Annotated in this window: 11 protein-coding genes; 10 read left to right on the top strand and 1 reads right to left on the bottom strand. The window is 41.1% G+C overall.

What is annotated here, in order from left to right; genetic code table 11:
* Nucleotides 1-5: 5 nt before the first annotated feature.
* Genes ftsI through AAC388_RS01470 form a run of 6 tightly spaced genes read left to right on the top strand, consistent with a single transcriptional unit; the run spans nucleotide 6 to nucleotide 7,088 of the window.
* Nucleotides 6-1,838, top strand: coding sequence for a penicillin-binding protein PBP3 (gene ftsI / locus AAC388_RS01445; protein WP_017400506.1), 1,833 nt, complete (start codon nucleotides 6-8; stop codon nucleotides 1,836-1,838).
* Between the two features lie 3 nt (nucleotides 1,839-1,841).
* Nucleotides 1,842-3,341 (top strand): UDP-N-acetylmuramoyl-L-alanyl-D-glutamate--2,6-diaminopimelate ligase, encoded by a 1,500-nt coding sequence (locus AAC388_RS01450; RefSeq protein ID WP_342371109.1) that lies wholly within the window; start codon nucleotides 1,842-1,844, stop codon nucleotides 3,339-3,341.
* Between the two features lie 8 nt (nucleotides 3,342-3,349).
* Nucleotides 3,350-4,750, top strand: a complete 1,401-nt coding sequence (gene murF, locus AAC388_RS01455; RefSeq protein WP_342371110.1) for a UDP-N-acetylmuramoyl-tripeptide--D-alanyl-D-alanine ligase — start codon at nucleotides 3,350-3,352, stop codon at nucleotides 4,748-4,750.
* The gene (gene mraY / locus AAC388_RS01460) at nucleotides 4,751-5,869 is read left to right on the top strand and encodes a phospho-N-acetylmuramoyl-pentapeptide-transferase (RefSeq protein ID WP_002116751.1); all 1,119 of its coding nucleotides are present in this window, start codon (nucleotides 4,751-4,753) and stop codon (nucleotides 5,867-5,869) included.
* Between the two features lie 59 nt (nucleotides 5,870-5,928).
* The gene (locus tag AAC388_RS01465; protein ID WP_005067072.1) at nucleotides 5,929-6,261 is read left to right on the top strand and encodes a hypothetical protein; all 333 of its coding nucleotides are present in this window, start codon (nucleotides 5,929-5,931) and stop codon (nucleotides 6,259-6,261) included.
* Nucleotides 6,262-6,263: 2 nt separating this feature from the next.
* Nucleotides 6,264-7,088, top strand: coding sequence for a putative RNA methyltransferase (locus AAC388_RS01470; protein WP_342371111.1), 825 nt, complete (start codon nucleotides 6,264-6,266; stop codon nucleotides 7,086-7,088).
* Nucleotides 7,089-7,103: 15 nt separating this feature from the next.
* On the opposite strand, the gene ponA is transcribed toward AAC388_RS01470, so the two are convergent.
* Entirely contained in the window at nucleotides 7,104-9,665 is a 2,562-nt protein-coding gene (gene ponA / locus AAC388_RS01475) for a penicillin-binding protein PBP1a (RefSeq protein ID WP_033848915.1), read from the bottom strand.
* Nucleotides 9,666-9,826: 161 nt separating this feature from the next.
* On the opposite strand from ponA, the gene AAC388_RS01480 reads away from it, so the two are divergent.
* From AAC388_RS01480 to AAC388_RS01495, 4 genes are read left to right on the top strand one after another with little or no spacing between them, the layout of a single operon-like run.
* Nucleotides 9,827-10,885 carry a pilus assembly protein PilM gene (locus AAC388_RS01480; protein ID WP_342371112.1) on the top strand — a complete coding sequence of 353 codons (1,059 nt, stop codon included), beginning with the start codon at nucleotides 9,827-9,829 and terminating at the stop codon, nucleotides 10,883-10,885.
* Nucleotides 10,885-11,526, top strand: coding sequence for a PilN domain-containing protein (locus AAC388_RS01485; protein ID WP_068526911.1), 642 nt, complete (start codon nucleotides 10,885-10,887; stop codon nucleotides 11,524-11,526). The genes AAC388_RS01480 and AAC388_RS01485 overlap by 1 nt, the downstream gene beginning before the upstream one ends.
* Nucleotides 11,523-12,275, top strand: coding sequence for a type 4a pilus biogenesis protein PilO (gene pilO, locus AAC388_RS01490; protein WP_060464993.1), 753 nt, complete (start codon nucleotides 11,523-11,525; stop codon nucleotides 12,273-12,275). Before AAC388_RS01485 ends, pilO begins: the two co-directional genes overlap by 4 nt.
* Before the next feature lie 10 nt (nucleotides 12,276-12,285).
* Nucleotides 12,286-12,813, top strand: a complete 528-nt coding sequence (locus AAC388_RS01495) for a pilus assembly protein PilP (protein ID WP_002116864.1) — start codon at nucleotides 12,286-12,288, stop codon at nucleotides 12,811-12,813.
* Nucleotides 12,814-12,833 lie beyond the last annotated feature (20 nt).

The raw sequence follows: 12,833 nt of genomic DNA on the forward strand, positions 1-12,833 counted from the left end.
GCTGTATGGTAGATAAGCGAATAAAGCAAACACGGAAAAAACAGCAGTCTATTTCGGAAAAACCAACTCTTGCCTTCGATATGTGGCGGTTTTATCTGCTCTGGGCAACAGTACTGCTCTGTTTTGTTGTATTAATTGCACGTGCATTTTATGTGCAAGTGATTAATAAAGACTTTTTACAAAACAAGGCCAATGCCAATATTTTGCGTACGGAACGTATTGAGGCAATGCGTGGGGTTATTAGCGACCGTCATGGTGTGCCTTTGGCCATTAGTACGCCTATTATGAAAATTGTCATTGATCCACGTGATTACTTTGATACCAAGCATTTATATGACGAAATTACAGCGGAATTAAAAAAAGATCCAAATAATCGTAAGTTAAAACGACAATTACCAGATAAAAATCTAAACCTTGATGAGTTGGCGGATGTGGTTGGTTTAGATCGTGCAGATCTAAAAAAACAGATGAATGCACGTCCACGTTCTCGTTATTTGGTTTTGAAAAAAGAAGTGCCGCCACAACAGGCCGATCTCATTACAAAGGGTAACTTCCAAGGCGTTTATGCTGAAAAAACATATAAACGTTATTATCCTCAACCGCAGCCAAATGCTCAGATTATTGGTTTAACCAATAGTGAGGGCCAAGGGATTGAAGGCTTGGAAATGCAGTTGAATAAACAACTGTCTGGGGTAGATGGCGAACAAAAAATTATTCGTGATAAACGTGGTAACCGCTTAAAAGTTTCTGAGGTTATTCGTGAAGGTGAGCCAGGCGAAAACATCACTTTAAGTATCGACTCTCGTTTGCAATACATTATGTACCGTGAGTTGACTGCTGCTGGTGTTGCAAATAACGCCCGTTCGGCGACAGCAATTGCTGTAGATGTGAAAACAGGCGAAATTCTGGCTATGACCAGTTGGCCATCTTATAACCCGAATGATAAAAATGGGTTATCTAATAAAGATGCCATGCGTAACCGCGGTGCGATTGATATGTTCGAACCGGGTTCTACCATGAAGCCTTTTACAGTTTCTGCTGCACTCGAAACTGGACAATATACGCCAAATACGATTGTCAACACTTCACCAGGTTCAATGCGTTTAGGCTGGCATACCATTCGTGATACGCATAACTATGGTGCTTTGACTGTAAGTGGCGTAATTATTAAGTCATCAAACGTAGGTTCGGCAAAAATTGCATTGTCACTTCCTAAAGAAACGTTACCAAGCTTCTTTAACCGTGCTGGCTTTGGTAAACGTTCTGCTGTGAAGTTCCCCGGTGAAAGCTCTGGTTTAGTACTTCCTGTAAGCAAATTAAACTCTTCCCAAATTGGTACCATGGCTTATGGTTATGGTCTAAATGCAACTATTCTTCAGTTGGCGCAAGGCTATGCAATGCTTGCAAACCATGGGGTAAAAATGCCTCTAAGTTTGCATAAACTCGACCAAGCTCCTAAAGGTGAGCAAGTTCTTGCTCCAAAAATTGCTGATCAGGTTTTGCTTATGCTTGAGCAGGTGACGATGCCGGGCGGTACTGCAAAGCAAGCTAATATTCCAGGTTATCGCGTTGGTGGTAAAACAGGTACGGCTCATAAACTTCGTGCAGACCGTAAAGGTTATTCAAATAATGAATACCGTGCTTTATTTGCAGGTGTAGCTCCGATTAGTGATCCTCGTTTAGCGGTTATTGTAGTTGTTGAAAATCCACAAGGCCGTTATTACGGTGGTTTGGTTGCGGCCCCTGTTTTCGCACGAATTATGCAAGAATCATTGCGCTTAATGAATGTGCCGCTTGATAAGCCCCTTGATACTCCAGAAAATCCTATTCGCAGGTAAGCTATGTCTGTTTCTTTCCAAGAAATTAATCCCGTCGAGATCGATGCACAGTGGTCTAAACAGCCTTTTCAAGGCTTTAGTTTAGACAGCCGTAAGGTTGCGTCAGGCCAGATCTTTATCGCTTTGACCAGTTATAGCCAACCTGAAAAAACACGCACTTTTGCTGAGTCAGCTTTAGCTAATGGTGCTCTTGCCATTATTAGCGAGACTGAGTTGGGCGTAGCAAATGAGTGGGTGTGTTCTGATGTGCGTCAACGTATGGGTGAGTGGCAAGAACGTTATTTACAGCGTATAGATCCCGCAGTACCAGTGCGTATTATTGCAGTGACTGGTACAAATGGTAAAACCACAATTTCGCGTCTAGTGGCTGAATTAATTAGTTCACAACAACAGCGCTGTGCTGTGATGGGTACTACAGGCAATGGTATTTTGCCAGACTTAACACCATCAACTCACACTACGCTTGATGCTTTACAACTGCAAAATGCATTGCATGATTATGCAAAACAAGGGGCGACTTTTGCTTCTTTAGAGGCAAGCTCACATGGTTTGGAACAAGGTCGTTTAAATGGTTGTGCGATTGAGATTGCTGTTTATAGCAATTTGAGTCGTGACCATCTGGATTACCACGGCACTTTAGAGGCTTATGCAGAAGCGAAGGCTCTTTTATTCCGTTTTAGCTCTTTAAAAGTAGCCGTTATTAATTTAGATGATGAGCATGCTGCTCTCATGATCAATGCAGCAAAGCAAAATCCTGCTCAACCAAAAATTTTAACGTATTCACTTACTCAAAATACTGCTGATTATTATATTACTGACCTGAGTTACAGTTTAGCAGGGGCGACATTTAATTTAGTGAGCCCGCAAGGTTCTTTTGCTGTGCAAAGTCCATTGTTAGGGCATTTTAATGTCGAAAACTTGGTTGCAGCTCTTATTGCTACTGAGCAAGCAGGTTTTGATTTAAAAGCGCTAGTAGCTTTCGTTCCTGAGCTGATTGGTGCTCCAGGTCGAATGCAAGTTATTCGTGATGGTGAGCGTTTATTTGTTGTTGATTATGCGCATACACCAGATGCATTAATTCAAGTGCTTAAAACATTAAAACGTCATGTTTCTAATCAACTTTGGGCTGTATTTGGGTGTGGCGGTGATCGTGATCGCGGTAAGCGCCCATTAATGACTCAAGCAGCTTTAGATGGCGCAAATCCAGTTATTTTGACTTCGGATAACCCAAGAACAGAAAACCCTGAACAAATTTTTGCTGACATGAAGCAAGGAATCGACTTTTCAGGGCACCGTATGCATGAAATTCATGACCGCCGTGAAGCAATTAAATTTGTTGCACAGCAGGCTCAGGCTGGTGATATTGTTGTGATTGCCGGTAAAGGACATGAAAATTATCAAGAAATTAATGGCGTACGTCACTGGTTTGATGATGTTGTTGAAGTGCGTTCTGCGATTGATGCACAACATCACACTGTAGACGCTGCTTACCCTGCACAATAGGACGAATTATGCATACTTCAACCACCAGTACCGTGCCTTTGGAACCGTGGACAGCTCAACAATTACAACAGGCAACACAGGGCTACTGGCATAAAGACCAGATCCCTCAAACTGAAATTAAACGTATTTTGACGGACTCGCGTCATGCGGAAACTGGGGATGCCTTTTTAGCACTAAAAGGTGAGCGTTTCGATGCGCATGATTTCGTTGTGCAAGTTGCTGCAAATGGTTGTCAAATAGCTATTGTTGAACGTCCGCTAGATGTAGATATTGCGCAACTCGTTGTTGCCGATACCCGATTGGCTTTAGGGCAACTCGGCGCTTATCGCCGTGAGCAAAACTCACAATTAAAGGTGATTGCCTTAACGGGAAGTAGTGGTAAAACGACGACCAAAGAAATGCTGGGAAGTATATTGTCGCGCTTAGCACCGACACTAATCACCCGAGGCAATTTAAATAATGACCTTGGTGTACCAATGATGTTGCTAGAGCTTCGCAAAGAACATCAATATGCGGTAATGGAGTTGGGTGCAAGCCATCAAGGCGAGATTGATTACACATCAAAACTCGTTCAGCCTCATGTTGCGGGCATATTAAATATTGGTACAGCTCATTTAGGCGAGTTTGGTGGTCGTGAAGGTATTTGCCGCGCAAAATCGGAAATTTATCGTCATATTTTACCAAATGGCGTTGCAATCGTGCCGCAACAAGATGACTTCACTGCCGAGATTCTTGATGCTGCGAAAGTTCATCGTATTTCTACATTTGGTGTAGGAGGCGATATCTATGCAACAGATGTGGAGTTACTGCCTCAATCAACGAATTTTATCCTTCATACACCACAAGGTAGCAGTGCAGTTAAGCTTCCTTTTGCGGGTGAGCATAATGTTCAAAATGCGACCGCAGCTGTAGCTTTTGCTTTAGCAATTGGTATTGGACTAGAAGATATTGTCCAAGGTTTAGAGCTAGCTCAGGGAGCCAAAGGTCGTCTTAACTTTATTCAAAAGTCACCTTACTTATTTATTGATGATACCTACAATGCCAATCCGACTTCTATGCGCGCTGCCGCACAAGTGTTGTTGCAGCAACAAGGCGTAAAAGTAATGGTCATGGGGGATATTGGTGAGTTAGGTGATAGCAGTTGGCAAGAGCATCATGATTTAGGTCGTGATCTTGCTGAACTTCCTTTAGATCATATTATTGCAGTTGGACAGTTTGCTCCAGCTGCTCTCGAGGGTGCAGACTCTCATTCTAATAAAGTGAAAGCATTTCAGACACAAGCTGAGGCGCTTCCATTTTTAATCAATCTAATCCAAACACATCAACCCCAGTCCATGAGTTTCCTGTTTAAAGGTTCTCGCTTTACTCATATGGAAACGTTGATGGCTGATTTGATGGAGAAACTTTAAATGCTGTTATGGTTGTTTGAACAACTTGCGGGCTATCACAGCTCGTTTCAGGTCGTTCGTTATTTAACATTACGTTCTTTACTCAGTGTATTAACTTCACTGACCATTGGTCTGGTCCTTGGGCCGATCATGATTCGTAAATTACAAGCGTTAAAATACGGTCAGGCAGTAAGTTCGTTTGCTCCTGAAAATCATGCTAAAAAAATGGGTACACCAACGATGGGCGGAATTTTAATTCTGCTTTCAATTGGTATTAGTACTTTGCTATGGGCTGATTTATCTAACCCTTATGTCTGGATTGTGCTTGGTGTAATGGTTGTATTCGGTGCTGTAGGCTGGGCAGATGACTGGATTAAAATTCGCTATAAAGACAATGCGGGTTTGCCTGCACGTAAGAAGTTTTTCTGGACTTCTGTTGCATCACTGGGTGCTGGTATTGCGTTATATTTAATCGCAACTCAACAGTCCAATGCAGAACATACCGCAAACATGCTGGATTTATTGATTCCATTCTTTAAGAATCTTTCAATTCCACTCTCAATTGTTCCTTTAGGTTTGGCATTTATTGTATTTACCTATCTAGTGATTAATGGTGCTTCTAACGCTGTTAACTTAACAGATGGTTTAGATGGCTTGGCAATCATGCCAGTTGTCATGGTAGCTACGGGCTTAGGCGTATTTGCTTACTTATCTGGTGACATCCGTTTCGCTAACTATTTACATATTCCATATGTGAAATATACATCTGAACTAGTAGTAATCTGTTCTGCCATGATTGGTGCCGGTTTAGCATTCCTTTGGTATAACGCGCATCCTGCTCAAGTATTTATGGGTGATGTCGGTGCTTTAGCTTTAGGTGCAATGCTTGGAACAATTGCAGTTATGGTTCGTCAAGAAATCGTATTTGCAATTATGGGTGGTGTATTTGTAATGGAGGCAGTATCTGTATTCTTACAAATCGGCTCCTTGCGTATGCGTAATAAACGTGTGTTCTTAATGGCGCCGCTGCATCATCACTATGAAAAGCAGGGCTGGAAAGAAACGCAAGTTGTGATCCGTTTTTGGATTATTACAATTATATTAGTAGTTTTAGGTCTAATGACTTTAAAATTGCGATAGATCTTATTTTAGTGTCAATATAAAGCCAGTTCTACTGGCTTTTTTTATTGGAGAGGTGAATGACAAAAGTTGCTGGTCTAGACCAATTATCTGTGATTAATCAAAAAGTAGTTGGAGAGGGCGAAGTATTACCTCAAGTTGTACTTAAAGATGGAAGTCAGGTGCAAACAGGAACTGTAGCGACAATGTTGCACAATATTGAATTGTATAATGCTGGGCAAAGAGGACAAATTGAGGAAGAGCTAAAGATCGCAATTCCAACTTTAGTCAAGGTAGGTCTGTTTGATTTGTTTCAGGTAGATGAATGGATTAAGGGTACAAATGCAGGTCGCACCTTTGTTGGACTACACGCAAAGACTTATTTACAACAAAAAGAACAAGAGAATAATTAAAAGTGGCTAAGCAAATTTTAATGTGTCCTGTATGTCGTCAGTCCCTCAATTTAATTGAACGAACTTGGCGATGTGAGCAAGGACATAGTTATGATGTAGCTAAACAAGGCTATGTCAATTTACATGTTGTGCAACATAAACATAGTAAAAACCCAGGGGATACACCCGAGTCAGTAGATGCGCGCCGAGCTTTTTTACAAGGTGGTTATTATCAGCCATTACAGCAGGCTGTAGTCGATTTATTAAAGCAACTCAATGTAAAAGCGATACTCGATATTGGTTGTGGTGAAGGCTACTATACAAGTGCCATGCAGCAAGTCGTTGAGCAGTGTGTTGGTGTTGATATTGCAAAAAATGCGGTACAGCGCGCAGCAAAGCTCAACACTGAAGTAACTTGGGTGGTGGGAACAGGGGCGACTTTACCAGTGCTAGACCATAGTATGGATGCCTGCACCAGTTTATTTAGCCCCATTCCACAAACAGAAATTGCGCGTGTTTTAAAAGATGATGGCTATTTAATTGTTGTTACACCTGCTTCTGAACATTTGTATGCCATGCGTGAGGCTTTATTTGAGCAAGTTAATCCTCACACACCAGAAAAGTTTGTAGAGCAACTACAAAATTTGTTTGAGTTAAAGCAAGAGCAAATTATTGATGCGCCTTTTGTGCTTGATCAACAGGCCTTAAAAAATCTGATTGCTATGACGCCTTATGCCTATAAGGCTTCTCCCGAGCGTCGCTTGCAGTTAGAGCAACAATCGCAATTAGAAGTAACGGCGTCTTTTCAAATTTATGTTTTTCAGAAACGCAATAAAAAAGCCATCTAACGATGGCTTTTTCTATTATTCAATCTGATTAATGAGATTTTCTAGTTCATCTTTTTCACGCTTAGGAGCGGACTCCTGTGGGGGTCTCATGGCAGGAGGCGCAGCTTTTGACGGAATAACAATTTCTTCACCTGGTAAATCGGAAAAGTCATTGTCATTGCTTAGTTTTGGTTGTGGCGGTGCTGGTCGATAGAGCGGACGTGCTAGTGGTGGAGCCGCACGATAAGTTTTCTTATCGGCTACTTCTGTCACGGTTTCTTGTTGGTCACGTGAAATAGGACCTTTAGCATCTTTATCTAAACGGACCCAAGCTGCTGGCGTACCTTGCAATGCTTGACCCATAAAGTTAATCCAGATCGGCAATGCGGCAATACCACCATATTCACGACGGCCAAGCGTAGTTGGTTGGTCAAATCCAACCCATGCTACAGTCACTAACTTGCCGTTGAAGCCTGCAAACCATGCATCTTTTGCATCATTCGTAGTACCTGTTTTACCACCTAAATCACTACGGCCAATTTTAAGTGCAGCACGACCTGTACCATGCTCGATTACATCACGTAAGATGTTCGCCATATCATAAGCAGAGCTTGATTTTAAAATACGTTGAGCTTGGCGATATTGACTGTTGTTTTTGTCAGTCTGTTTAAGATTAAGCTGCTTAGCTGCGTTTTCTTTCTGTTCTATATCTTTATTCGTAACCTCAATGACTTCATCATCAGTTGTTTTAGGTTTTTGCTCATCATCCGTTGTGTCAGGTGCATTAATACATGGAATACATGCGTATTCTGGTTTGGCTTCATAAATGACTTTGCCGTAAGCATCTTCAATACGTTGAATGAAATGTGGTTGAACACGGTAACCGCCGTTTGCAAACGTTGCATAACCAGTTGCCATTTGAATTGGTAATACTTGAGGAGTACCTAAAGCAATGGTGTAGTTACGTGGAATTTGATCTTCTTGTAAACCAAAATCCATAAATAATTGGCGAGTACGTTCAATCCCTACTGTTTGTAAAAGTCTTACTGATACGGTATTACGAGACAAATATAAAGCACGACGTAATGGGATCATACCTAAGTAACGCCCATCAGAGTTTCGCGGTGTCCATTTGCCAATCGTAATTGGGCTATCATTCACCATGCTATACGGGGTCATACCTCTTTCTAATGCTAAAGCATAGAGGAATGGCTTGATTGTAGAACCCGGTTGACGCCAGCCTTGTAAGGCACGGTTAAATTTTGATTGGTAGAAGTTGTAGCCACCTACAATTGCTTCAATTGACCCATCATTCGGGTTAATTGCAATGAGTTGACCTTGAACTTTTGGAACCTGAACTAAAGACCAAGCTGTTTTATTGTCATTTGGGCGTAAACGAACAATATCTTTAACTTTAACAATTTGAGATGCACGTGAAGGAGCGCCACCTATGCTATTTGCATTGCGATAGGGGCGTGCCCATGACATGCCTGACCACTGAACAGTAACAGTTGAGCCATCTTGCATTAATGCTTCAAAAGAGCTGCTATTTACCTTAGTAACTTGTGCAGGATAAGTGTTGGCATATGCTCTAAATTCACTTAATGGTTTGTCATGTGCTTCTGCACCACGCCAGCCATGACGACGGTCATAAGCTTCAAGGCCATCTTGCACAGCTTTTTCTGCAATAGCTTGGCGTTTAGCATTAATTGTTGTGTAGACTTTATAGCCAGAATCAATGGCTTGTTCACCAAAATGCTTTACAAGTTCTGAACGAACCATTTCACCAGCATAGGGATGAATATTATTTAAATCCCGATTGGGCATGTTTAGGTTAATCGGTTCTGCTACACCTTTTTGATATTCTGCTTGAGAAATATAACCCAGCTGTAACATACGGCCTAAAATCCAGTTGCGTCGTTCGAGAGCGCGTTCTGGATTAACTACAGGGTTATATTTAGATGGTGCTTTGGGCAAACCAGCGATCATCGCCATTTGAGCAATGCTGAGCTCATTAATGCTTTTGTTGTAATAAATTTTGGCTGCTGCCGCGATACCATACGCATTTTTCCCTAAGAAGATTTTATTCACATAGAGGCTGAGAATTTCTTCTTTAGATAAATTTTGCTCAATTTTTCGAGCCAAAAAGATTTCGGTTATTTTACGTTTTAGGGTTCTTTCTGGACTCAAATAATAGTTCTTTGCAACTTGCATAGTGATTGTTGAACCACCAGTTTGCACATCTGAACCCGTCACACTTTCGCTCAAAGCACGTCCTAAACCCTTAAAACTGATCCCGCTATGTTCAAAGAAAGAAGAGTCTTCTGCTGCTAAAAATGCATGAATAAAAGCAGGAGGAATTTGTTTGTATTCAACCGGAATAGAAAGCTTACCACCGTACTCGGCAATCAGTTGATTGTCTGAAGTGTAGACCTGTAATGGTTTTAAAAGGGGAGCTTTTTTTAGTGAACTCATTTCTGGAAGCGATGGGGCAATATAGAGATACATGCCATAAAAGCCCATCGGAAGTGAGACTAAGATAATAATAATGATCAAAAAAATTGGACGCACGAAGCCCAAACTGGATAGCTTTTTCATGATAAGTAAGCTTTAATAAGATCGAATACAAACTAATTGTGGTCAGTATAGCCTTTAGACATGCGGATTGTTAGATGAGATATTGTATCCGTGTAAAAATAAAGACCGAGATTATTGGTTTGTAATTTTTTTTGGGGATAAAAAAATAATAGGACAATAGTGTGCTCAGGTTATATCGTAAACCGAATAAGGGGTTAATGGGCGTCGATATTAGTTCGACTTCTGTTAAGTTGTTAGAGCTCTCTGTTAAGAACGGTAAATATTGGGTAGAAAGCTATGCTTTGACGCCTTTACCTGAGAACAGTGTAGTTGAAAAAAATATCTTGAATCCAGAAGCAGTTGCAGAAGCTTTAGAACGGGCGATGAATTTAGCAAATCCCCACACCACTAACGCTGCAATTGCTGTTCCAACATCGACGGTTATCCATAAAACCATCGAAATGGATGCAGATATGAACGATGATGAACGTGAAGTTCAGATTCGATTAGATGCGGAGCAATATATACCGTTCCCTTTGGATGAGGTGAGCCTCGATTTTGAGGTTTTGCCAGATCGACTGCCGAATCCAAATCGTGTGAATGTACTTTTAGTCGCAACACGAACAGAAAATGTTGAAACACGTGTAGAAGTACTGGAACTGGTTGATTTAACGCCTAAGCTTGCTGATATTGAAAGTTATGCTGTCGAGCGTGCTTTTAGTGTGTTTGCTGATAGCTTACCCATGGGTGCAAATACCATTGGTATTTTAGATATCGGTCATACTATGACCACATTATCTGTTATGCAAAATGGCAAAATCATTTATACCCGTGAACAAGTCTTTGGCGGTAAACAGCTTACTTTGGAAATTCAAAGCCGTTACGGTTTGTCATTAGAAGAAGCGGGACGCGCTAAAAAAGAACGTTCTTTGCCAGATGATTATGACATCGAAATCTTAGAACCATTTTTAGATGCTGTAGTTCAGCAAGCTGCTAGATCTCTACAATTTTTCTTCTCTTCATCCCAATTCAATGAAATTGACCATATTTTGCTAGCGGGTGGCAATGCCAACATTCCAGGGCTTGCTAAATTGTTGCAGCAGAAACTCGGTTACCGAGTCACTATTGCCAATCCATTTTTACAAATGGGTTTCTCTCCTCAAGTCGACGTTCAAAAAATTGAAAATGATGCTTCTTCATTAATGGTTGCATGTGGCTTGGCTTTAAGGAGTTTTGATTAATGGCAACAATTAATTTACTCCCTTGGCGTGATGGGCTTAGGGAGCAGCGTAAAAAACAATTTATTATTTTATGTTTTGGGGTCGTTGTTTTGGGGATAACCACTGTATTTGCAGGGTGGTTTTATTTGAATCAAAAATTAAATGATCAAGAACAAGCAAATCAGCTCATCATCAGTACAAACCAGAATCTAGATCAACAACTTAAAACCTTAAATGGCTTGCAAGAACAGCGGGACGCAATTATTGAGCGTATGAAGCTCATTCAAGGTTTGCAAAGCCAACGTCCGGTCGTTGTACGTTTGGTGGATGAATTAGTACGTGTGACCCCGGCAGCCATGTATTTGACTAAATTCAGTCGAACCGGAGATAAATTTACGATTGAAGGTAAAGCGGAAAGTCCAAATACGGTTGCAGAATTATTACGTAATCTCGAAGCATCGCCATGGTATCGCAACGCTTTTATGAGTTCTTTCTTGGCGACCGAAGAGAAAAAAGATAAGGCTGTCAGTTCTTTGCTTCCTAGAGTTGAAGATAGCTATGGCAGTTTTGTTGTTACTGTTGATGTAGGGGAAATGGGGGTGACTACAACAGATGATACCGCCAATACGTCTGTAGGTACGGATAAGGAGGTGGCAAAATGAGTCCTGATGAACTTCATGAGCTGTCTTTAGAACAAGCTCCATCTAAGAAAAAAAAGATCACCTTAGAAAAATTTCTTCAGCAATTTAACACGCTCGACATGAACAGTTATGGCAGCTGGCCATTATCTGTGAAAATTACGTGTTGGATTTTTATTTTCTTTGCTGTATTGGCTTTAGGGTATTTTGTTGCTATTCAACCAAAGCTACAAGCAATTGATAATGCTCAAGCACAAGAAAGTAATTTATTAAATGAGTTTCGAGAAAAAGACTCAAAATTACGCAACTTGCAGCAATACCAGCTTCAACTTCAAGAGATGCAAGCCAACTTCAATCAGCAGTTAGAACAATTGCCAAAAGAAACCGAAATTCCAAGTTTAGTTGAAGATATTAACTTAACGGGGGTGAATTCTGGTCTGAAGTTTAAAAATATCCGCTTAGAAGATGAAGTGAAGCAGGAAATTTTTATTGAACAGCCTATTACTATCGAAGCAACTGGGGATTATCACGCTTTCGGTGCTTTTGTTAGCAGTATTGCGGCATTACCACGTATTGTGACGATGCATGATTTTATTGTTGAGGCTGCTCCTGTTAAGGATGGTAAATCAGATATTCCTGTGCTTAATTATTCTATCAAAGCAAAAACTTATCGCTATATGGGTGCTGTAGAAAATCCTGAACATCAGGAAAAAAATGCTTCGGCTTCCTCGGTAGCACCTGATTCTTCTACTGCTAACACACAGCCGAAATAGGAGAATTACGATGAAACTTAAACAATTTTCTCTTTCTATTTTGGCATGTTTAGCTTTAGCTGGATGCGACTCTAGAATCGACGCCGTAAATCAGCAAATGGCCGATATACGTAATCAGCCACCACAAGCCATAGAACCAGCGCCTGTTTTTACGCCTGTGCCACAATTTAATTATGCAGCCCATCAGTTAAAGAGCCCATTTTTACCAAGCTCACTTGCTGCTGAGCTGAAAATTATGGCGGGGAAACGAGTATATCCGAATTTCTCACGTGCACCACAGCCACTCGAAAGCTATGCATTAGAGTCCTTAAATATGAAAGGAAGTATGCGTAACAGCCGCGGGCAAGTCATGGCTCTGATCCAAACACCTGATCAACAAATTGAGCGAGTGCAGGTAGGGAACTATATCGGGATGAATCAAGGTCGAATTACCCATATTGGTCCTACTCAGATTGATTTGGTGGAGATTGTCCCTGATGGGCGAGAAGGCTATGTGGAGAGACCAAGAACCTTAGTGTTAATTGGACCCGCACCCTAAAATTTAGGGAATAACAAAGA

Origin of the sequence: Acinetobacter sp. D009, from assembly GCF_038562025.1 — a bacterium.
GTDB lineage: Bacteria > Pseudomonadota > Gammaproteobacteria > Pseudomonadales > Moraxellaceae > Acinetobacter > Acinetobacter pittii.

Bases quoted from the DNA above. Each gene is read 5' to 3' on its own strand.
- ftsI (WP_017400506.1), top strand. From the start codon at position 6: ATGGTAGATAAGCGAATAAAGCAAACACGGAAAAAACAGCAGTCTATT.
- AAC388_RS01450 (WP_342371109.1), top strand. From the start codon at position 1,842: ATGTCTGTTTCTTTCCAAGAAATTAATCCCGTCGAGATCGATGCACAG.
- murF (WP_342371110.1), top strand. From the start codon at position 3,350: ATGCATACTTCAACCACCAGTACCGTGCCTTTGGAACCGTGGACAGCT.
- mraY (WP_002116751.1), top strand. From the start codon at position 4,751: ATGCTGTTATGGTTGTTTGAACAACTTGCGGGCTATCACAGCTCGTTT.
- AAC388_RS01465 (WP_005067072.1), top strand. From the start codon at position 5,929: ATGACAAAAGTTGCTGGTCTAGACCAATTATCTGTGATTAATCAAAAA.
- ponA (WP_033848915.1), bottom strand. From the start codon at position 9,665: ATGAAAAAGCTATCCAGTTTGGGCTTCGTGCGTCCAATTTTTTTGATC.
- AAC388_RS01485 (WP_068526911.1), top strand. From the start codon at position 10,885: ATGGCAACAATTAATTTACTCCCTTGGCGTGATGGGCTTAGGGAGCAG.
- pilO (WP_060464993.1), top strand. From the start codon at position 11,523: ATGAGTCCTGATGAACTTCATGAGCTGTCTTTAGAACAAGCTCCATCT.
- AAC388_RS01495 (WP_002116864.1), top strand. From the start codon at position 12,286: ATGAAACTTAAACAATTTTCTCTTTCTATTTTGGCATGTTTAGCTTTA.